General features: G+C 50.8%; 17 protein-coding genes and 2 pseudogenes. 15 read left to right on the top strand and 4 right to left on the bottom strand.

Annotation, left to right across the window (positions count from 1 at the left end):
- Positions 1-123: 123 nt before the first annotated feature.
- The 8 genes from NSQ24_RS15555 to dapA all read left to right on the top strand — a co-directional run bounded on the left by NSQ24_RS15555 (position 124) and on the right by dapA (position 7,724).
- On the top strand, positions 124-1,101 hold the full coding sequence (locus NSQ24_RS15555) for a polysaccharide deacetylase family protein (protein ID WP_338463430.1): 978 nt from the start codon (positions 124-126) through the stop codon (positions 1,099-1,101).
- Positions 1,102-1,202: 101 nt separating this feature from the next.
- Positions 1,203-2,456, top strand: a complete 1,254-nt coding sequence (locus NSQ24_RS15550; protein WP_251255738.1) for a pitrilysin family protein — start codon at positions 1,203-1,205, stop codon at positions 2,454-2,456.
- A gap of 146 nt (positions 2,457-2,602) precedes the next feature.
- The gene (locus tag NSQ24_RS15545) at positions 2,603-2,863 is read left to right on the top strand and encodes a YlmC/YmxH family sporulation protein (protein ID WP_003385830.1); all 261 of its coding nucleotides are present in this window, start codon (positions 2,603-2,605) and stop codon (positions 2,861-2,863) included.
- Between the two features lie 136 nt (positions 2,864-2,999).
- A complete protein-coding gene (gene dpsA, locus NSQ24_RS15540; RefSeq protein WP_024983827.1) occupies positions 3,000-3,902 on the top strand; it encodes a dipicolinate synthase subunit DpsA in 903 nt (300 codons plus the stop codon).
- The gene (locus tag NSQ24_RS15535; protein WP_003385828.1) at positions 3,895-4,491 is read left to right on the top strand and encodes a dipicolinate synthase subunit B; all 597 of its coding nucleotides are present in this window, start codon (positions 3,895-3,897) and stop codon (positions 4,489-4,491) included. The genes dpsA and NSQ24_RS15535 overlap by 8 nt, the downstream gene beginning before the upstream one ends.
- Before the next feature lie 40 nt (positions 4,492-4,531).
- Entirely contained in the window at positions 4,532-5,572 is a 1,041-nt protein-coding gene (locus NSQ24_RS15530; RefSeq protein ID WP_339166168.1) for an aspartate-semialdehyde dehydrogenase, read from the top strand.
- Between the two features lie 11 nt (positions 5,573-5,583).
- The gene (dapG, locus tag NSQ24_RS15525; protein ID WP_003385826.1) at positions 5,584-6,810 is read left to right on the top strand and encodes an aspartate kinase; all 1,227 of its coding nucleotides are present in this window, start codon (positions 5,584-5,586) and stop codon (positions 6,808-6,810) included.
- 47 nt (positions 6,811-6,857) lie between these two features.
- Positions 6,858-7,724 carry a 4-hydroxy-tetrahydrodipicolinate synthase gene (gene dapA / locus NSQ24_RS15520; RefSeq protein WP_003385825.1) on the top strand — a complete coding sequence of 289 codons (867 nt, stop codon included), beginning with the start codon at positions 6,858-6,860 and terminating at the stop codon, positions 7,722-7,724.
- Between the two features lie 60 nt (positions 7,725-7,784).
- On the opposite strand, the gene NSQ24_RS15515 is transcribed toward dapA, so the two are convergent.
- The 4 genes and pseudogenes from NSQ24_RS15515 to NSQ24_RS15500 form a co-directional block, all read right to left on the bottom strand.
- Positions 7,785-7,997 carry a CLC_0170 family protein gene (locus NSQ24_RS15515; protein WP_003385823.1) on the bottom strand — a complete coding sequence of 71 codons (213 nt, stop codon included), beginning with the start codon at positions 7,995-7,997 and terminating at the stop codon, positions 7,785-7,787.
- Positions 7,998-8,008: 11 nt separating this feature from the next.
- Positions 8,009-9,235 carry a Ger(x)C family spore germination protein gene (locus tag NSQ24_RS15510; protein WP_003385822.1) on the bottom strand — a complete coding sequence of 409 codons (1,227 nt, stop codon included), beginning with the start codon at positions 9,233-9,235 and terminating at the stop codon, positions 8,009-8,011.
- Positions 9,204-10,324: pseudogene (locus NSQ24_RS15505) on the bottom strand (endospore germination permease). Before NSQ24_RS15505 ends, NSQ24_RS15510 begins: the two are co-directional and overlap by 32 nt.
- Positions 10,308-11,965: pseudogene (locus NSQ24_RS15500) on the bottom strand (spore germination protein). Before NSQ24_RS15500 ends, NSQ24_RS15505 begins: the two co-directional pseudogenes overlap by 17 nt.
- A 213-nt stretch (positions 11,966-12,178) precedes the next feature.
- On the opposite strand from NSQ24_RS15500, the gene NSQ24_RS15495 reads away from it, so the two are divergent.
- From NSQ24_RS15495 to NSQ24_RS15465, 7 genes are all read left to right on the top strand, one after another.
- Positions 12,179-13,855, top strand: a complete 1,677-nt coding sequence (locus NSQ24_RS15495) for a ribonuclease J (RefSeq protein ID WP_024983824.1) — start codon at positions 12,179-12,181, stop codon at positions 13,853-13,855.
- Positions 13,856-14,195: 340 nt separating this feature from the next.
- Complete coding sequence (locus tag NSQ24_RS15490) at positions 14,196-15,452, top strand: hypothetical protein (protein WP_327925690.1); 1,257 nt, start codon at positions 14,196-14,198, stop codon at positions 15,450-15,452.
- A gap of 77 nt (positions 15,453-15,529) precedes the next feature.
- Entirely contained in the window at positions 15,530-16,327 is a 798-nt protein-coding gene (locus NSQ24_RS15485; protein WP_003385817.1) for a ClpP family protease, read from the top strand.
- Entirely contained in the window at positions 16,324-16,557 is a 234-nt protein-coding gene (locus tag NSQ24_RS15480) for a YlzJ-like family protein (protein WP_003385816.1), read from the top strand. The genes NSQ24_RS15485 and NSQ24_RS15480 overlap by 4 nt, the downstream gene beginning before the upstream one ends.
- A 106-nt stretch (positions 16,558-16,663) precedes the next feature.
- Positions 16,664-19,087, top strand: a complete 2,424-nt coding sequence (locus tag NSQ24_RS15475) for a DNA translocase FtsK (RefSeq protein ID WP_338463433.1) — start codon at positions 16,664-16,666, stop codon at positions 19,085-19,087.
- Between the two features lie 214 nt (positions 19,088-19,301).
- Positions 19,302-20,027 carry a GntR family transcriptional regulator gene (locus tag NSQ24_RS15470; RefSeq protein ID WP_003385811.1) on the top strand — a complete coding sequence of 242 codons (726 nt, stop codon included), beginning with the start codon at positions 19,302-19,304 and terminating at the stop codon, positions 20,025-20,027.
- 59 nt (positions 20,028-20,086) lie between these two features.
- The gene (locus NSQ24_RS15465; RefSeq protein WP_003385809.1) at positions 20,087-21,148 is read left to right on the top strand and encodes a BMP family ABC transporter substrate-binding protein; all 1,062 of its coding nucleotides are present in this window, start codon (positions 20,087-20,089) and stop codon (positions 21,146-21,148) included.
- The last annotated feature ends 83 nt before the right edge of the window (positions 21,149-21,231 follow it).

Genomic DNA, 21,231 nt, shown 5'->3' with positions numbered 1-21,231 from the left:
CTTCGTCACTCGAAGGACTCTTCGCGTACGGAAGCTTTTTCTTTTTCCTTCTATCTTCCCGGCTCTCCTCATACATTGGACAAAGAAGGACTTGTACGTGTGAAAGCCGGGAGGGGCATGTGGATGAACAAAGCAGTGACATTTCGGATCCTGTTTACGGTAGGCTGCGCCGTATTGCTCGCACTGACCCTGAATTACAGACCGATCGATCGCTATATAGAAACGGTAAAAATCAAATCGATAACGGCCGACAAGCCGATTGCGGGTGGGCAGGAGGATGAGCTTCGGAAGAAAATCGACGAGTGGAAGCAGGGGAGGGAGGAGGCGCCGATCAATGCGAAGGTCGACCGGGTGTGGCGTGCCATTCCGGGATATAACGGATTGGCTGTGAACGTGGAAGCCTCCCTCGAAAAGCTGAAGAACGCGCAGACAGCAGGCCCCGGAGCGCTTGTCTTCGAAGAAATCCCTCCCGCCATCTCGCTGGAACAGCTGGGAGCCCATCCGATTTATCGCGGAAATCCGCAAAAACCCGCTGTTTCTTTTATGATCAATGTTGCTTGGGGCAATGAATATTTGGATACGATTTTGGATACGTTGGACAAACACGGCGTGAAAACGACTTTTTTCCTGGATGGCTCCTGGGTGAAGCGGTACCCGGAGCTGGCCAAAAAAATTGCAGAGCGCGGCCACGAGATCGGTAACCACGCCTATTCTCATCCGGATATGGCAAAAATCGGCGTGGAGCGGATGAGGCAGGAAATCTCAAAAACCCAGGAAGTGATTCAAAAGACGCTGGGAATAAAACCGGTCTTGTTTGCACCTCCTTCCGGTTCCTTTAATCAATCGGTGGTCAACATTGCTCACAACGAGTTTCAGATGAAGACCATTTTGTGGACGGCAGATACGGTCGATTGGAGGAAGCCGCCAGTGGGCGAGATGGTCAGTCGCATCGAGGCCAAGCTGGGCAACGGTGTTCTGATTCTGATGCACCCAACGGCACCTACAGCTGCAGGATTGGATAAAATGATCCAGGACGCCAAGAAAAAAGGCCTGATGCCGATGCCGGTTTCAGAAGTAATTTCCAGTAAGCGGCTGCGATGACACCCCCTTTATTGTGAGAATAGGCGAATTTTGTTATAGTAAAACTTGTTTGCAAGCAATCAAACGAGCAAAGGATGGAATAGCAACCGAGGAGGGTTTATGTGATACAACGATATACATGTGAGAACGGGCTCCGCATCATTACGGAGAAAATCCCATCCGTACGTTCAGTGGCTTTGGGTGTATGGGTCGGAACCGGTTCCAAGTTTGAGACGGAACGGGATAACGGAATCTCGCATTTTCTTGAACATATGTTCTTCAAAGGAACGACGAACCGTTCAGCAAAGGAAATTGCGGAAACGTTTGATGAAATCGGAGGGAATGTAAACGCCTTCACCTCCAAGGAGTACACGTGTTACTATGCGCGCATCCTCGATCAGCATGCGCCGATCGCCCTGGATGTATTGACGGATATGTATTTTAACTCCGTATTTGATCCAGAAGAGCTGGAGAAGGAAAAAAATGTGGTCATCGAGGAAATCAGCATGTACGAGGATACTCCAGACGATCTGGTCCACGATTTGATTGCAAGGGCAAGCTACGGGGACCATTCGCTAGGATATTCGATTCTCGGGACGGAAGATGTGCTGCGCTCTTTGAAAAGAGAGAATTTGCTCGATTACATTGATGGTCATTACCTCCCTTCCAATACCGTCGTGACGGTGGCCGGAAATTTTGACGAAGCATTGATTGAGGATATCAAGCGCAGATTTTCTTCCCTGCAGCGAAATGCAAGGATGAAAGAGGTACGGACGCCGGAGTTCCAGGGACGCTCGATTGCCCACCATAAAGCAACGGAACAGGCACATTTGTGCATTTCCCTGCCAGGCTTTCAGGTAGGCCATGAGGATACCTATTCACTGATCTTGTTGAATAACGTGCTCGGCGGCAGCATGAGCTCCAGGCTGTTTCAAGAAATTCGTGAGGAACGCGGCCTGGCTTACTCGGTGTACTCGTATCATTCATCTTTCAAAGAGGCAGGTACATTCACCATTTATACGGGAACCGCACCGGAGCAGGTTGGGCAGGTTTTCGATATTGTCGCCAATGTGCTTCGCGATGTTACCGAACATGGAATTACCGAGAAAGAACTGAAAAAGGGCAAGGAGCAGTTGAAGGGCAGCTTGATGCTCAGCCTGGAAAGCACAAACAGCCGGATGAGCCGCCTCGGCAAAAACGAATTGCTGCTCGGGCGTCATCTCAGTCTGGATGAGATTGTCGCGAAGATCGACCGTGTTTCGCATGAGTCCGTCCTTTCAGTCGCTAGACAGCTGTTCCGCTCCAAGCTGGCCATGGCCATGGTAAGTCCATTGGACGGTTTCCCCGACAACGTTAGAAGCGATATTCTCCTGTGAAAAAATCCGGCATAGACCGGATTTTTTTTCGTATAAAAGTAGAAACGAATAACCTTGACGAGCCCCGGAATGGCGGGTCCGTAAAGGAAGCGGCCACTTCATAGAACTGGCTTGAGAGGCGGTTCAAAATAAGGGGGATGGAGTGCATGCGTTTAAGCGAGATGAGCGGCAAGGAAATCATCGGGTTGGACAATGGGGAGCGATTGGGCGTGATCGGCGACTCTGACCTGGAGATCAATACCGAGACAGGAAGCATCCACGCGATTATCGTACCGGGTGGAAGCTTTTTTGGTTTCGGAAAGAAGCGCGACGACATGGTCATTCCCTGGGACGCCATCGTCAAAATCGGGCCGGATATGGTGATTATTCAGGTAAATAAAAATCAGTCACAAGCTTTGGAAAAATAGGCGCTTTAGTCACCGAACCGGATACGGCCGAATAGGATGGGGTAGACGTAACGCTTTCCGTTATCTTTTTCACACGGAAAAACCTTTGCGTTTCGATCGTTTAATGCAGTAAAATGTGTGGAAAGGGGAACGCAGCATGCTAACGGGCAAACACGTTGCCTTTATCGGCGGCGACGCACGCCAGTTGGAAGTGATCAAGCGTTGCATTCAACTGGATGCCAGTGTCACGCTGATTGGCTTTGACAACCTGGAAAGCATCTTCACCGGGGCAACCAAAAGACCATTAACATGCGATGTGTTGAAAGACGTTGACGCCTTGATTCTTCCCATCGTCGGGTCGGATGACAACGGCTATGTGGAAAGCATATTCTGCTCTAAGCCGCTGCAGCTATTGGATGAGCATGTAGCGAGTCTTCAAAAGCACTGCATTGTCTACACGGGTATGGCAAAGACATATTTGAAGCAACTGCTTGCCGCCCAGCAAATTGAGCTGGTGGAACTTCTGGATCGTGATGATGTGGCCATTTACAATTCGATCCCGACCGTAGAGGGAGCCTTGATGATGGCCATCCAGCATACAGACATCACGATACACGGTTCGCAGTCCATCGTGCTTGGTTTGGGACGGACAGGCATGTCCATGGCGCGTGCGCTGCATTCGCTGGGAGCCAGAGTTCGTGTAGGGGCAAGACGTCAGGAACACATAGCACGTATTTTTGAAATGGGGCTGACGCCCTTTCATATGAGCGAATTGAAACAGCAGGTGAACAATGCCGATTTTATTTTCAATACGATCCCGAAGCTTGTACTGACAGCGGAAATCATCGCCCAAATGCCGCAAACGGCATTTATTCTTGACCTCGCTTCCAAACCGGGGGGGACTGATTTTCGCTATGCCGAAAGACGGGGAATCAAGGCTTTGCTTGCACCCGGATTACCCGGTATCGTCGCACCCAAAACAGCCGGACAGATTTTAGCCCAAACCTTGTCGCGTCTTATCGGGGAGCAAACGATCACCAGGGGGAATCAGCATGGGTAAACTTCAGGGAAAGACGATCGGTTTTGGACTGTCTGGCTCACACTGCACGTTTGAGGAAACCATGCCGCAAATCAAGCGGCTTGTGGACGCGGGCGCCCGTGTCGTTCCCATTGTTACGAATACGCTCCTTACCACTGACACCCGTTTCGGCACATCCGAGAGCTGGCAAAAGCAGCTTGTGGACATAACCGGGGAAAAGCTGATCACAACGATCCCGGAGGCGGAGCCGCTCGGACCATCCAAGCTGTTGGATGTAATGGTGATTGCTCCATGCACGGGCAACACGACCAGCCGCCTGGCAAATGCCATCACGGACAGCCCCGTGCTTATGGCAGCCAAGGCTACGATGCGAAACTTGCGGCCAGTTGTAATAGCGATCTCGACCAATGACGGATTGGGTTTGAACGCAGCCAATATTGCAAAGCTTCTGGCGGCGAAAAACGTCTATTTTGTGCCTTTCGGACAGGATGCTCCTGACAAAAAACCTACCTCGCTGGTAGCTCGTATGGAACTTATTTTGGAAACGTGTGAGGCTGCGTTAGAAGGCCGACAATTGCAACCCTTGTTGATAGAAAGATACCAATACTAAAACCAGTACTGTTTGAGCGCGATTAGGAGGAGAGTAGAAGATGGCGAACCAACTGACCTACAACGTTGCTGTGGTCGGTGCAACCGGCGCAGTCGGGCAGCAGATGATCAAAATTTTAGAAGAGCGGAATTTCCCAATTAAGCAGTTGAAGCTGCTTGCTTCCAGCCGTTCGGCAGGCAAAACGGTCATGTTCAAGGGACAAGAGATCGTTCTGGAAGAAGCGACACCGGACAGCTTTGCTGGAGTTGATTATGCCCTGTTCAGCGCAGGCGGAGCGATCAGCAAAGAGCTGGCTCCTCACGCTGTGCGCCACGGCGCAGTCGTAATCGACAACACAAGCGCTTACCGGATGGACCCGGAAGTCCCGCTGGTCGTTCCGGAAGTGAACATGGATGCCGCTCTTGCCCACAAGGGGATCATTGCCAACCCGAATTGCTCGACAATTCAAATGGTAGCCGCTTTGAAACCCCTTTATGATCGCTATGGAATAGATCGGATCATCGTCTCTACTTATCAGGCAGTCTCCGGAGCGGGCGCGTCTGCCATTCAAGAGCTGTTGACGCAGTCCCGTGACGTTTTGGATGGCAAAGAACCGGAGTGCAAGGTGCTTCCGGTAGGGAAACTGCCTGTTCATCATCAGATCGCGTTCAACGCTATTCCGCAAATCGACGTGTTTACGGAAAACGGATTTACGTATGAAGAAATGAAAATGGTGAACGAGACAAAGAAAATCTTCGGGGACGACAATGTGCTCGTATCTGCTACCTGCGTTCGCATCCCGGTTGTATATGGACACAGCGAAGCTGTCTATGTAGAGCTGAAAGAGGAGTACGATCTGGCAGAAGTAAAATCGCTGCTGGAAAAAGCTCCCGGCGTCGTATTGACCGATGTACCGGAAGAGCAGCGCTATCCTTTGGCTACGGATGCGGCAGGCAAACTGGATGTGTTTGTAGGACGCGTACGCCGCGACCTTCATCATCCAAGAGGACTGCACATGTGGATTGTGTCCGACAACCTGCTCAAGGGTGCTGCTTGGAATACAGTACAAATCGCTGAAGAACTCATCAAAGCACGAGCATAGGGGAGAGGTTTGTGAAAATTCTCGTCCAGAAATTCGGTGGATCTTCACTGACAACAGAAGATTGCCGGATCAGGGCTATTACGCATATAAAAAGAGCAATCGACGAAGGCTATGCCCTCGTCGTTGTCGTGTCAGCGATGGGGCGCAAGGGCGATCCCTACGCGACTGACACATTGCTGCAGCTCATTCGCAGCAACGGGAACGGTTTGCCCAAAAGAGAGACGGATCTGTTGATGCACACGGGTGAAATCATCTCGGCAACGGTCATGTGCAGCATGCTGAATGCCGAGGGAATACACGCGACGATTTTGACAGGCGGGCAGGCGAATATTGTCACCAGCGATGATTTTACTAATGCGCAGATCGAGACGATTGAACCAAAGCGAATCTTGCAGGAGCTGGAAGCCGGGAAAGTGGTTATCGTTCCCGGTTTTCAGGGACGGACGCCGGATTGGGAAATTACGACGCTCGGCCGAGGAGGAAGCGACACGACGGCAACAGCTCTAGGCGTCGCGCTCCATGCCGAAATGGTAGACATTTTCACTGATGTGAACGGAATCATGACGGCTGATCCACGGATTGTGGATGAGGCCCAGCCGCTGGCGACGGTTACGTATTCGGAAATCTGCAACATGGCACATCTGGGGGCGAAGGTTATCCATCCGCGTGCTGTCGAGATTGCCATGCAGGCAAATGTCCCCATTCGTGTCCGATCCACTTTTTCGGATGATCCAGGTACACTGGTTACCAACCTTTTGGAGATTGGTCGAATGGGGTACACTGTACATGATCGGCTGGTCATGGGGATCGCGCATGTCCCGAATATTACGCAAATCAAAGTCGCCAACAAGGATGGCCGTTACGATACGCAGCTGCAGGTATTCAAGGCGATGGCCAAGAATGACATCAGTGTCGACTTCATCAACGTGAATCCGTTGGGTGTCGCGTATACGGTCCATGATGAAATGGGAGAAAAGGCTTCCCGCATCTTGACGGATATGGGATACGAGCCTCAGTTATTGCCGCATTGCGCAAAGGTCTCTGTAATCGGTGCGGGGATGACGGGCGTTCCCGGTGTCATGGCTCAGATTGTGGAAGCTTTGACGCACGAGGACATTCCCATTCTGCAGTCTGCTGACTCCCATACGACCATTTGGGTTCTGGTGCACGAGGAAGACATGGTACGGGCCGTTCGCGCCCTGCACCATCAATTCCAACTGCATACCGGACACTTATAGCAGCTATGACATTATACATGTGAGAATAGACAGAGGAGTTGGGGGCAGTGGCACGTTTTGGCCGATTGGTTACCGCGATGGTAACTCCTTTCAATCAACAACTGGAAATCGATTATGAACAAACCGAGCGTCTTATTGATCATTTGCTGGCCACCGGGACGGATGCGGTAGTAGTAAGCGGGACAACGGGCGAGTCGCCGACGCTGTCCGCCAGGGAAAAGCTGGATTTGTTCAAGCATGTCGTGTCCTATGCAAAAGGGAAATGCCATATTATTGCCGGTACAGGCAGCAACAATACGGCGGCGAGCATCGAGTTTACGAAAGAGGTTGAAAAGATCGGCGTTGACGCAGTCATGCTCGTCACTCCGTATTACAGCCGTCCTTCCCAGGAAGGAATATATCAGCACTTCAAGGCTCTTGCCGAGTCTACCAAGCTGCCAGTCATGCTGTACAATGTTCCCGGCCGTACGAGTGTAAACATGACAGCAGAGACTACTCTCCGGCTCGCGCAGCTGCCCAATGTGGTTTGCGTGAAAGAAGCATCCGGCAACCTGTCTCAAATGGCATCCATCATTGAGCATGCGCCGGAAGGGTTTGAGCTGTACAGCGGGGATGACGGGTTGACACTTCCGGTACTGTCTATCGGGGGCGTAGGCATCGTCAGCGTGGCCAGCCACGTGGTAGGTGCACAAATGTCCGAGATGATGTCCGCGTTTTTCCGTGGAGAGCATGCACAGGCAGCGGCTATTCATCGCAAACTCCTGCCTGTATTTGAAGGCTTGTTTGCCTATCCCAGCCCAGGACCGGTCAAAGCGGCCCTGGAGAAGCTCGGAGTACAGACCGGTGGCGTTCGGTTGCCATTGGTCGATTTGACCGAAGAAGAAAAAGCGTTTGTCCATTCGCTGTTGGGATAAACAGCGAACCAAAAACGGGAGCCGCTCCAAGGCTCCCGTTTTGCTGTTTCGCTTCTGTTCTCAGACCAGCAAGGGACTGAACATCCAGTGAAGGAAAAGAACCAGCACTCCCAGACTGATGTTGATCCAGCCGAGGAGCTTTGCGGCTCGTCGTTCTCTCTTCATGTTTGCCGCCCGGTAAGTCTCGGAGTCGATCAGAAGGACGAATATGCCGGTAGCTATCGCCAGAAACACTACATAGTAGATGTACCCGAGATGCAGGGAGAAACTCATGTATTGACCTCCTAACCCAGCCTCATTCCGACGCGGCGTATTGTGGTCGTAAAGTTGATCTCCACATCCAACTCCTTAAATTTCTTCCGCCAGTTTTCTTTCGTTTTGATGTGGGTATTCCAGTAATCGGGGAGCTTGGCCCGAACGTGCTCTCCAAAGCCGAATATATCTGATCCGTTCTTTTGGGTCATGGCAAGAATATTTTTAATGGTGTTTTTGCCACGGTCCGATACTTCGGCAGAGATGTCTTTTAACAGGCCTGGCTGATTCAAAGACCGGGTATTTTTTGTCTTTTCAACGATATCAGCTTCCACGTGGATAAAGAGCTTGATCTTTGGCTGTCCATGATCCAGTACGGCGTCAATTTGCGCGTCGCGAGAGCGGGAGCGGACCAATACGCTTCCCGGTTGGCCGGGGACAGGAGTAAAAGCGGAATAGCCTCCTTGTTTGATTCCCATCACTGCCATATAAAACCCAATTTCTAAAGGCTGGAGAACCCCGACCATCCGATCTCCTTGAAAATATGCCATCCCCGAGATTTCGGTGTTTTCATGCCGTTTTACTTCAACGACTGGCAAAAACGGTTCTTGGCCCAATTTGGAAGAGGCGCTCCAAAATAGGCCGAGGAACGCTCGTGGAAACTTGCCCAGAGAAACGGCGTTTTCCATCATGGCCGAAAGATAGAGCGTAGGGATGCGTTCCAGTTGCGGTGAGCTCTCCATGACCTTTGAGGCTCTGCCATTGGAGATGATCATCCATGCAGTACGGCGTACTTCAGGATTTCGGCGCAAATAATCGTTAAGATCGCCAAGACCTTTGCGGGCAACTTCATTGCTGACGATAATGACTCGCAAATGACCGAAAAAAAGTCGATCCGCAATTTCTTGCTGGAGGTTCAGGATCGCGTCATCCAATGTATGACCGACGGTGCTGACGAGCCAGACCGGCTTTTGCGAACCGTTGCTTCCGCTTTCCGGCCCGAGAGGAATTCTTCCCGGTACAGCAATTTGTGCCGTAATCTGGATCAGCTTTTTGTTCGGCTCCGGGAAGATACCGGTCATATGGTTTACTTCGGATTCATGCATCTGTTGGTTATCTTCGGATACGTCAATGGCGATTCCGAGAATGTTGGCTCTCGTCTCGATCTCGGTTCTGTCCCAGCATCCTGTCAGAAAAGGCAGGAGCAGAGCGAGTATCAAAACGATATTAAGGTGTTTTTTGTGCGTGTTCCCGATCATGTTGATCCTCCCTTTTCTTGCGTAAAATCGCGATAATCAACAGGACTGCGGGGTAACCGATGGTGATGATGAGGCCGCACAGACCGATTGTAAGGATAAATCGGTAGGTATCCATAACATTTTGCGGGACCATGGCCAGCACGAAGATGACCGGCAACAGAAACAGCGAAAACATCTTGTGATCTCTGAGGCGAAGCAGATTGCTCAGCGAATGGATCGTAAAGTAGTAGGTGGAAAACAGAGTCGTAAATACACCCGTTACCCAAACAGCGAGAAACAAAATATCCAACCGCTCCAGGACATTGGCCGGGAGAGAGGTCATTCTGGCCAGTTCAAGGGTGGGCCAAATGAGCATCTTTGTCTCCTCGGCTCCAAAGATCGCCACGCTGGCAATCACGATCAAGAGGTAGAGACCGCCTGAGACGATAATCGCCAGCACACAGGCGATCGATGTTTTCGCCGGATGGCGCATGGATGGAATTATCATGGTAACGATAAATGAACCTTGAAACAGGGCTGCAATGGTCAAGCTGCCGTAAAACCACTGGCCTTTGTGAATCGGGGCGATGGGCTGCAAATTAATCAACTCAGCGTTTTGCAGCGACAAAGCGACAATTAATAGTCCCGGAGCCAGAATAAAAGGCAGGTAGAAGAGATGGATGTAAGAGAATGTGCTCAGGTCGTTTCGGCAAGAGATCGCCGCTAAGGCAAGCATGACAATGACAGTGACCTCCAATGTAGTATTTCTGAGCACAGCAGTACCACGACTTCTCCGAATTCTCGGGCTGTCAGAGCAGATAAGACGGCAAAAAAGAAGATAATCGCGACACTCCCGATCCTGCCTATCCAGACACCGAGAATGTCTTCGCTATAGTGAATGATCGATTTGCGAGGAAAGCGTTTCCCCAACGCCGCCAGGATACCCAAGGAAAAAAGGGCGATCATGGTTCCGATAAAGGTAAGGAGCGGGGCGCCGGTATCTACCGCTTTTACGGCGATGACCGGCAAGGAAAGAACCCCGACTCCGATGATGGTGCTGATCAACACGGCTGCAGCCTGCAAAAACGTAATTTCACGTGGAGTCTCCATCCGAATCCTCCCACCTCCTATTTCCGACAGAAACCGGATCAAGCGTATTATGTGGTCTGGGCTCGATTACCTGGGATTTTGTCCCTGTCCGATTGGGATCACGAGGGTGCAAGAGTTCAGGACGCTTGCGGGAAAGCCAAAAGGGACCACGCACTGCCGTATCCTTCATTCCCTGCCATTGCCCAGGCACGAGAGGACTCATGTAAGGTATCCCAAAAGACCGCAGAGAAAGCATGTGGTTTACGATCAGAATCAAGCCAACCATGACCCCATAAAGCCCAAAGATTCCCCCCAGGATAATCAGCGGAAAACGAAGAAGTCGCAGGGCCAGAGCCATGTCATATGCTGGTGTGGCAAACGACCCGATGGTAGTAAGAGCGATAACAACGACGGTAATCGGGCTGGCAAACCCTGCTGATACGGCAGCTTGTCCGATCACAAGCACTCCGACGATCGACAGTGCGCCTCCGACCTGCTGAGGCAGCCTGATCGTCGCTTCCCGCAAAACTTCCATGGAGATTTCCATGATCAGCACTTCTACGAGGGACGGAAAAGGGACCCCTGCGCGACCACCGGCAACAGCAACGGCGAACTCGGTCGGGATCAACTCGGGATTGAAAGAAATAACAGAAACATATAAAGATGGAAAAATTAAGGAAAACAGAAGGGCTACCAGGCGCGATAGCCGGACAAAGCTGGATAGCACGAACCGTTCGGAATAGTCATCGACAGATTGATAAAATTGGCTGAACACAGCTGGGGCTATCAAGGCAAAAGGGCAGCCGTCGACGAGAATAATCACTCTGCCTTCCAGCAAGTTGGCCACACATTTGTCCGGGCGCTCCGTATTTTGTATTTGCGGGAACGGTGAAAAATGGTGATCTTCGATGAACTGTTCCAAATAGCCGGAATCGATCACGCCGTCGATGTCAATTCGCTGCAGTCTGTCTATCACCTCTTTAGCGAGTGCAGGATTGCACACATCCCGCAGATAACAGACTGCCACTTTCGTCTTGTCCTTCGACCGATCTGAACGGTTTTGACGAGCAAATCCACGGAAGGAAGCCGGTTTCGCAGGAGGGCAAGATTCACGCCAAGGCTTTCGATAAAGCCTTCCCGGGAACCGCGGATCACTTGCTCCGTTTCGGGCTGACTGATAGCACGGTGCTCGACTTTGCTGGAACCCGAAATGATTGCTCTATCGAATCCGTCGATGATAATCACGACTTGACCGGACAAAACCTGCTCGACCAGGGAGCGAATCTCATGTTGGGTAGATACGTTCCCTCCGATCAGGATGTCATTTGTGATCATGGTGAGCAATTCATCTTTATCAACAATTCCGTTTTCATCCTGCGTACCGTTTTTTTGGAGGAGCGGACGCAGGATGTCTTCTTTCATTTCCCGTTGATTCGTAAGGTGCTCCAAGTAGAGTAGTGCTGCCGGAAAGCGGCCAAACACATCAAACCGACGAATCTTGAAGTCGTCGGTGTCTCCAAATGTCTGCTTCATGTAAGCGAGCGTCTCTTCGAGATTGGCGGTTAACCGCCGATTGTCAGCGAAGGAAGAGCCTGACGTGGCCTCGGGAGAAGAGAGCTTCTGAGTCTCTTTCCTGTACTTTAGCCTCTGCCACACAGACATGCGGGCCACCTCCTTTTCGGCAAGTTATCCTATAGTCTGTCAGATTCCCGCCAATTCATTCTGGTAGGTGCTCTTTTTTATTCTGGAAAATGACTTTTCCGGGTGGTTGTTTTTTCTTGTGTTCCACTTTTCGATTCGGGTATAATGAATCTAAGTGATTTGGGGCGGTTAATTTGAGTGTGAAAGACAACTAAATATAGGAGGTTACACGTTTTGGCAAAATCGAATCACTCTGTTCTCATTTTCGCCCTGGGCGGAGTAGGCGAAATTGGGAAAAATATGTACGTAGTCCAATGCGACGATGAAATTGTGGTCATCGACGCCGGATTAAAATTCCCAGAGGAGGAAATGCTGGGAATTGATATGGTAATCCCGGACATTACGTACCTGGAGGAAAATCGCGACAAAGTTCGCGGTATTATTGTTACGCACGGACACGAGGATCACATCGGCGGACTTAGCTATGTGCTAAAACGTTTGAAGGTACCGGTATATGCGACAAAATTGACGCTGGGTCTGATTGAAGCAAAATTAAAAGAAGCGGGTATTCTAAACGATACAAAGCGCATTTTAATTAACAGCGACTCGGAAGTTGATTTCGGGAACATGAAGGCGACGTTTTTCCGCGTCAACCACAGTATCCCGGACAGCGTAGGCGTTTGTCTGGAAACCCCTGAAGGATACGTAGTGCATACGGGGGACTTCAAATTTGATCAGACACCGGTAAACAATCAACAGGCTGATTTGGCCAAGATGGCCATGATCGGTGACCGTGGCGTATTATGTCTGCTGTCGGACAGCACCAATGCCGAGCGGCCCGGTTTTACCGGCTCGGAGCGTTCTGTCGGTGTTGCGATCAAGGATGTGTTCAGCAAAGCGGAAGGACGGATCATCGTTTCCACTTTTGCATCCAACGTTCACCGGATTCAGCAGGTAGTCGATGCTGCGACCGAATATCGTCGCAAGATCGCTGTCGTGGGCAGGAGCATGCAAAACGTCATCCATATCAGTAAGGATCTGGGGTACCTCAACGTGCCTGAAGGTCTGTTCATCGATACGGATGAAGTGAACAAGCTTCCTGCCGAGCAAGTAGTCATTTTATCCACTGGAAGTCAAGGGGAGCCGATGTCCGCGCTCACTCGTATGGCCCGATCCGCCCATCGGAAAATCGATATTCTTCCAGGGGACACAGTAGTAATCGCAGCTACACCTATTCCTGGCAATGAAAAATACGTAGCACGCACCATCGATCAATTGTCCCGGATTGGCGCTGAGGTGATTTACGGCGGGCACGGTCCGAATGGCGCTGTGCACGTTTCCGGTCACGGCAGTCAAGAAGAGCTTCGTCTGATGTTGAATCTCATGAAGCCAAAGTACTTTATCCCGATTCACGGCGAGTTCCGCATGCTGAGAATGCACGCCATGTTGGCAGAACAGGTGGGAGTTCCAAGTGAGAACATTTTCCTGTTGGACAACGGTGACACAGTGGAAATCTCCGGGGGAAAAGCACGGTTTGGGCCAAAGGTCAACGCTGGCAATGTCTTGATTGACGGCCTTGGTGTCGGCGATGTAGGAAATATTGTTCTTCGGGACCGCAAATTACTGTCACAAGATGGAATTCTGGTAGTTGTCGTTACACTCAGCAAACAAAATGGTACGATTTTGTCCGGTCCAGACATCATTTCCCGCGGATTTGTCTATGTTCGGGAATCTGAAGAGCTGTTGGACGAGGCAAATCGCATCGTCACCCAAACACTTGTAAAATGCATGGAAGAAAATGTGAATGAATGGTCTTCTTTGAAAAATAACGTCAAGGAAGCCTTGGGCCGTTTCTTGTACGATCAAACCCGCCGTCGTCCAATGATCTTGCCCATCATCATGGAAGTTTAAAAATGCTTTTTTCTTACAAGCGACATCCGAGCCGAAAATCCTGTTTGCACAAGGGTTTTCGGCTTGTTTTATTTTTCTTGAAAAGCCTCTTTACTGCAGCGAAATTAGTGGCCCTGCACTACTTGCCAAGGCTTTTGCCCTGCTCTCCTTATTTTTATTTTGAAAAAAATGGAATAGCACGGTAAAATGAACCAATCCCATGCCCGGGATGTAATTCCCAAGTTGCTGACAGTCCTGGATTGAAACAATCACGAAGCGTACAACGTCACATTACATGCTACACGTATTTCTTGAAGGTTCTTCCCTTATATGTGTTTAGAAGCAAAGGAGAGCGATCATATTGAAAACGAAGATCATTCCTCTGGCGATTGTAGCCTGCTTGCTGGTACCCTCATCCCAAGTGTGGGCCGAATCTGCCATCGTCAAAAAAATGAAAGAAACGGATCAAAAACAGCTGGCCGAAGAACGAAACAAAGAGTGCACAATGGGATGCCGGACGACGAGGGGATGGTCCCATCAGATTGGACCCGATTTTTTCGCATATCCCGACATGGCTAACGGTGCTGAGCTTTCACCCGATCAACTGTATCTTTTGCGGCGGTTGAACGATCTGTATCTGCAGCAAACGAAAATACTGCAGCTTGTCTGGGAGCAAAAGGTTTCCGCTCCCTACTCTCAGCAGAGAGAGGAAATAAAGGGGATTGTGCTCGACATGTTTGCACGTGTCGGGTCAATGCAGGACGTTTCTCCGAATGAAGTGAAGATCCTGCAGGAGGCTGTCCGCGTCGCAAGCAATCTGCACCTCTGGGACGACCTGCGAGAAGAGTGGGTGGAGGACAGGGATATCAATTTTGCTTACCAGTATGCAGAAGGCGTAGAGAAAGCTCTCGACCGTTTTCGGGAGGACATTTACAAGTACCGGGACCATATCCCTGGTGGACATTTTGCCCGCTTTGAATGGGGGCACGCTTTTACGATGAATGTCCTTAAAGATTTTCATAAGCCGTTGGCATCAGCATACCCTGAGACTGTACACGCCTGGACCGAAAAATATACAGTGAAATTTTTAGATGATCTGCAAAAAGACAACACAGCGAAGCTGGATGAAAGATTACAGGCTGTTCTTTCGATCTACAACACTTACAAAGCGATGCCTGGAACAGCAGGGAAAGGCAGTCTGTCTTTTTCCCTGGGAGACAGAATCATTGAAATGATCAAAACCAATAATCAGACGATCACAGAGAACGAACGATACTACCAGGATTATGCCATCTCTCTTGGAAACCTATATGAGGTCTCCAAGCTTCCAGATATCGCTGCCGACAAGAAAAAGGCGATGAAGCTGCAGTGGTACCGTTCCTTTATGGAGGGACTTGGCAAGCTCGATGTCCCGGCTGTCTACAAAGGGAATTTCTATTGGTATGTTAACTATTTGGTTGACAATGACTTGAAGCTGTTCAACGCAGAATTTCCAAATGAGCGGAAGCTGCTGGCCAAACAGCTGCTCACAAAACTGAAGGAAGAAAAAAATCCGGAAAACAAGGCGGAATACAACCAAACAATCGCCAAGCTGACAAAGCTGGCGAACGGTAAATAAACGGATTGTCTTCCAAAGCTTGCATCTTTTCTCCTCCTGCGACCCATACTATCACAGACAGCGAAGGAGGAGGATTCATGCAAAACAGACAAAGGCCCGATTATTTGAATCGCCCCCCTTTTGGGAGCAATCAGGAGGCCCCGCAAACCGCGCCGACAGAACCGCAACAGCCTGGCCAGCCTCCGGGTGCAGAAGATCCGAAAAAGCGTTTGCTCGACTCCATCACGCAGTTGGGGCAAACCAATGTTCCTCAACTGGAAAGCAATATTTATTGTTTGACGATCATCGGACAGGTGGAAGGTCACATCCAGCTGCCGCCGCAAAACAAGACGACGAAATACGAGCATATCATTCCGCAACTGGTTGCGGCAGAGCAAAACAGCAAAATTGAGGGAGTCATGGTGATCTTGAATACGGTCGGGGGAGATGTAGAGGCAGGCTTGGCGATCGCGGAGATGGTCTCTTCTCTCTCGAAACCGGTCGTTACACTGGTCCTTGGAGGAGGACACAGTATTGGCGTGCCAATCGCCGTCGCTGGCGACTATTCCTTCATAGCAGAAACGGCGACCATGACGATTCACCCGATACGCTTGACCGGCCTTGTGATCAGTGTCCCGCAAACCTTTGAATACCTGGATAAAATGCAGGATCGAGTCGTCAGCTTTATCGCCCGCCACTCCAGGATCACAGAGGACCAGTTCCGCGAGCTGATGCTGAGGACAGGCGAATTGACGCGGGATATCGGCACCAATGTCATCGGAGCAGATGCGGTCAAGTACGGGTTGATTGACGAGGTAGGAGGGCTCGGCAAGGCTTTGAAAAAGCTGAACGAGCTGATCGAAAAAGCCCGGAACGGAGAGAAGGTGCTGCAGTGATTTTCTATTCCGTGGTCCCGATGGAAGTAGTGTTCGAAGGGATGGATCAGGTAGAGAAACAAGTCCTGCGTGAGCTCCCGATGGGTGAGGCGACTATGGTGGTTGAGCAAACAGGTCCTTACGAGGGCAAGATGGTTCGCCTGATCAGTCCCAATCCGCAGGACTATCTCAACCCGGCGTTTGCACCCGGTCAAGTGATTCGTTTTCGGCCGGAAGGTTTCGGGCAATAAGACCTGTATTTCTATGAATTTCCTGTGTTATACTAGATGTGGACAAACAGCAGCCGACCTACAAACGGCTGCCTTTTTATACGTCCGGACTTTTTTTGAGTGATAGATGAGTGATGGAAACGAAAGAAGGGAGGCATGCCACCTGAGTAGAAGAGCAAAAAGACAGTCGCAAACGGCAGTTGCCTCTGTTGTCAAACTGGAGCTGCTGGGACTGGTCATGATCGTGCTTTGTCTCATCGGACTTTTGGAAAGCGGCTGGCTTGGAAAGAACATTCTCGCCTTTTTATTCCGCTTTTTGGCCGGGTCGTGGGATTTTACCATCCCATTATTGATCATGGGGCTGGCCGTACATATGATGTTTACCCGAAAACCGCCGCGGATGTCGTTGCGCGTTTTTGGATTGCTGCTCATACTTGTCGCTGTTTTGACCTGGGATCACATGTTTTTGTACAAGCAGGTAACGGCTGGAGGAACGTTTTCCGATCAGAGCATCATCCGCGTCACCTGGGATCGGATCTGGCTTGACCACAGCCAGAAGGTGTCGACGACCGGAGTCGGCGGCGGGATGGTGGGGGCGGTATTTTTCGCTCTATGCAATGGTCTCGTCGGGCCGATCGGTACCGGATTGATTATCGGCTTTTTGATTTTGGCCGGAATCATGTTTTTGTTCAACCTGTCTTACGTGGACATCGCCATTTTTGCGAGAGACAAAATCGCTCTGCTGTATGCCAAGATGAAAGATTCGGTCAAAGATTCTGTTCAAATGCTGCAAAATGAAAGCGAAAAGCGAAAGCAACTGGCTGAAGAAGAGCGCGAAGCGAAGAAAGCCAAGGAAGCGCAGATGGCAGCCGCGTCGAACGCAACACAAGCCTTTGATGCCGGCAATGCTGACACCTCCGGGGACAGCCAGCCTGGAACAGGCGGAGAAGAGCAGACACAGCATGCAAGCGCACCGCTTATTCGCGATTTTGCGGAAAGGCTGGTGACCGAGCAGGGAAGCGAGGCGGAAGAGGAAGCGATTGCAACTCCTCGCACGAAACCATCGGTTGAGCGCGAGATTACCTTTTCGCTTGAGGGGGACGAAGAGATCTTTGGCACGCTGGAGGAGGAAGGCGCGCAGCCGAGCGTTCCTTATGTGCTCCCCAGCATTCAGATGCTGACCCGACCAAAGGCGTACATTCCAGGCAAAGATGTCGATCATACGTCCAACGCGAACAAATTGGTGCAAACGCTCAAAAGCTTCGGGGTCAATGCGATCGTCTCCGAGGTTCACCGCGGTCCGGCCGTTACCCGTTATGAAGTGCAGCCTGCAACCGGGGTGAAGGTGAGCAGGATTGTCAGTCTGACAGACGATTTGGCGCTGGCGCTCGCTGCCAAGGACATTCGCATCGAAGCGCCTATTCCGGGAAAATCAGCGATCGGGATCGAAATCCCGAATTCCGAGGTTGCGGTTGTCTCGCTTCGAGAGGTGCTGGAATCGGCCTCTTACCAGGATGCCTCCGCGAAATTGACGGTTGCCCTCGGGCGCGATATATCTGGCGAGCCGATCGTTGCCGACCTGACGAAAATGCCGCATTTGCTCGTCGCAGGCGCTACGGGCAGCGGGAAGTCTGTATGTATCAACGGGTTGATCATGAGTATTTTATTCAAAGCAAGCCCGGACGAAGTAAAGCTGATGATGGTCGATCCCAAAATGGTCGAGCTAAACGTATACAACGGCATCCCGCATCTGTTGGCACCGGTAGTCACTGACCCGCGAAGAGCCTCGGTTGCGCTGAAAAAAGTCGTGGCTGAGATGGAGCGGCGGTACAATCTGTTCGCCAAGACAGGCAGCCGCAACATTGAGATGTACAACCAGCAGGCAGAAGGGGCTCCACTTCCTTACATTGTCGTGATCGTGGACGAGCTGGCAGACCTGATGATGGTCGCGCCCGGTGAGGTGGAGGATGCGATTTGCCGTCTCGCCCAGATGGCGCGTGCGGCGGGGATCCATCTGATCATCGCTACGCAGCGCCCGTCAGTAGATGTCATCACGGGATTGATCAAGGCGAATATCCCTTCCCGGATTGCCTTCGGCGTATCATCCATGGCCGATTCCCGAACCATTCTGGATATGGGCGGTGCGGAGAAGCTCCTCGGACGCGGAGACATGCTCTATTTGCCGATGGGCGCTTCCAAGCCGACCCGTGTACAGGGGGCCTATGTTTCTGACAAGGAAGTAGAGGAAGTAGTAACGTTTGTCAAGGAACAGCAAGAGGCACGCTACCAGGAAGACATGATTCCGGAAGAGACAACAGAAGACGCGCAGCCGGTAGTCGACGATGATATGTACGACCAGGCTGTCCAAGTCGTAGTAGAGGCCCAGACGGCATCGGCTTCGCTTCTGCAGCGCAGACTGCGGGTTGGGTATACACGTGCGGCCCGTTTGATTGACATGATGGAGGCACAAGGCGTCGTGGGGCCTTACGAGGGAAGCAAGCCGAGAGAAGTGCGTTTGCCAAGGCCCACTCCCGAGAGCAACATTTCCTAAAATGAACATGATTTTCATAAATGTACCTGCGGGGCGCAGAGACGAGACGATCGTCAGAAAACTGTCATCTAGTCAAAAAAATTGGCTTGCATGATATTCGCCCCTAGGGTACAATTTTTACGGGATTGAAGGAAATTGTTGTTATCCTCTCTTGATTTCAAGAGGTCTGACGTCCTACCTATTCGAATAGCTGAGGAAGCAGGAGTGGAGGAAGATGAGCATCAAGGGGAATTTCCGTTCGCTTTGTCTCTTGGTAATGGACAAGATCAAAAGCGACATCGATTCCGGGAAGCTAAAACCCGGTGAACGTCTACCTTCCGAAGCCGACCTTTCCAAGCAATTGGGTGTGAGCCGAGCGACGCTGCGGGAAGCTCTTCGCTTGCTTGAAGAAGAGAAGATTGTCATTCGGAGACACGGTGTGGGGACCTTTATTAATTCTCGACCTGTTTTTTCAGGTGGAATTGGGGAACTCTTTAGTGTGACGGATGCAATCGAACGCCAAGGCTATGTTGCCGGCACAACCATTTTGCGTACGGCTTACGGCGAACCTGCGGAGGAAGAGCGGAAAAAGCTTTCTCTCAATCCGGGAGAGGGCGTTCTCATGGTAGAACGGATTCGCACGGCAGATGGGGAACCGGTGGTCTACTGTTTTGACCGCATACCCGCCCATCTGGTACCTGGAGGCTATACGGAGGGTGGAGAATCTATTTTCAAGTGGCTGGAGTCCGTGACCGGGATCCGCATCGCTTATGCGATTGCCGATATGGAACCGCTCGGACATTGCGAAAAGGTATCTCCCCTGTTGCAGTGCAACAAGGCGACGCCTCTCTTGCTCTTGAAACAGATTCACTACGACGAAAGTGAACGGCCTGTCTTGTATTCACACAATTACTTTCGGGCCGACAAATTTCACTTTCACGTTGTACGCAGACGGTTGTAACACGTGAGGGAAACCTCACTCAACAATTTCATCTCATTAAAAATAGGGGGTATTCTGACATGAAAAAGGTACTTTCTGTCCTGTCCGTGGCAACCCTTAGCCTGTCTTTGGTTTTGGCCGGCTGTGGAAGCAAACCAGAAGGACAACCAGGTGGTGCTAACCAAGGTGGAGCAGAAGGGGGAGCCCAAGGCGGAGCAGCGCCTACTGCACGCATCGGCATGGTTACCGACGTGGGCGGGGTAAACGACAACTCCTTTAACCAAAGTGCATGGGAAGGGCTGCAAAAACTGCAGAAGGACCTGAACCTGCCGCAGGACAACGTAAGCTACCTGCAATCCACCTCTGATGCTGACTACATCCCGAACTTGACTCAATTTGTAAAAGACAAGTGGGATCTGACTTGGGGTATCGGTTTCGTTATCGGTGACCACGTGAAGAAAGTAGCTACTGAAAACCCTGACAGCAAGCTCGCTATCATCGACGCAGAAGTAGACGCGCCAAACGTGGAATCCGTTCTGTTCAAAGAGCATGAAGGTTCCTTCCTGGCTGGTGTCGTAGCGGCGAAAATGTCCAAGAGCAAAAAAGTTGGTTTCGTGGGCGGTATGGAAATCCCAGTAATCAAGCGCTTTGAAGTTGGCTTTGAAGCTGGTGTAAAAGCAGCTGATCCAAGTGTTGAAGTAGTAAAAGTATACACGGGTGCATTTGACAAGCCTGACCTCGGTAAATCTACTGCATCCCAAATGTACGGCCAAGGCGTAGACATCATTTTCCACGCTTCCGGCGCAACTGGCGATGGCGTGTTCAACGAAGCAAAAGACCGCAAATCCAAAGGCGAAAATGTTTGGGTAATTGGTGTAGACAAAGACCAGTCCCTGACATTTGGTGATGAAGTAACGCTGACTTCCATGGTAAAACGCGTGGATGAAGCTGTTTACCGCGTATCCAAAGACGTGATCGATGGCAAATTTGAAGGCGGAAAAATCGTATGGCTCGGTCTGGCTGAAGACGGTGTAGGCCTGGCAGAAACCTCGAAGAAAAATGTGCCTGAAGACGTATTGAAGCTGGCAGATGAGTTCAAGCAAAAAATCGTTAAAGGCGAAATTACAGTACCAGAAAAGTAAGAAGACCTCTAAGACTGCACACGGACAAGGCTAGTTCGAGCGACTAGCCTTGTTCTTTACCTTCTACACTAGACCCACAAAAA

Origin of the sequence: Brevibacillus sp. FSL L8-0520, from assembly GCF_037963895.1 — a bacterium.
GTDB classification, from domain to species: Bacteria; Bacillota; Bacilli; order Brevibacillales; family Brevibacillaceae; genus Brevibacillus; species Brevibacillus borstelensis.
This window is presented reverse-complemented; position numbering and strand designations above follow the sequence as displayed.

What these genes read in the sequence shown, in the direction of transcription:
- NSQ24_RS15510 (WP_003385822.1), bottom strand. Translation starts at nt 9,235, where the DNA reads ATGATCGGGAACACGCACAAAAAACACCTTAATATCGTTTTGATACTC.
- NSQ24_RS15530 (WP_339166168.1), top strand. Translation starts at nt 4,532, where the DNA reads ATGGCGAACCAACTGACCTACAACGTTGCTGTGGTCGGTGCAACCGGC.
- NSQ24_RS15555 (WP_338463430.1), top strand. Translation starts at nt 124, where the DNA reads ATGAACAAAGCAGTGACATTTCGGATCCTGTTTACGGTAGGCTGCGCC.
- NSQ24_RS15485 (WP_003385817.1), top strand. Translation starts at nt 15,530, where the DNA reads ATGCAAAACAGACAAAGGCCCGATTATTTGAATCGCCCCCCTTTTGGG.
- NSQ24_RS15475 (WP_338463433.1), top strand. Translation starts at nt 16,664, where the DNA reads ATGAGTGATGGAAACGAAAGAAGGGAGGCATGCCACCTGAGTAGAAGA.
- NSQ24_RS15470 (WP_003385811.1), top strand. Translation starts at nt 19,302, where the DNA reads ATGAGCATCAAGGGGAATTTCCGTTCGCTTTGTCTCTTGGTAATGGAC.
- NSQ24_RS15465 (WP_003385809.1), top strand. Translation starts at nt 20,087, where the DNA reads ATGAAAAAGGTACTTTCTGTCCTGTCCGTGGCAACCCTTAGCCTGTCT.
- NSQ24_RS15545 (WP_003385830.1), top strand. Translation starts at nt 2,603, where the DNA reads ATGCGTTTAAGCGAGATGAGCGGCAAGGAAATCATCGGGTTGGACAAT.
- NSQ24_RS15515 (WP_003385823.1), bottom strand. Translation starts at nt 7,997, where the DNA reads ATGAGTTTCTCCCTGCATCTCGGGTACATCTACTATGTAGTGTTTCTG.
- NSQ24_RS15535 (WP_003385828.1), top strand. Translation starts at nt 3,895, where the DNA reads ATGGGTAAACTTCAGGGAAAGACGATCGGTTTTGGACTGTCTGGCTCA.
- dpsA (WP_024983827.1), top strand. Translation starts at nt 3,000, where the DNA reads ATGCTAACGGGCAAACACGTTGCCTTTATCGGCGGCGACGCACGCCAG.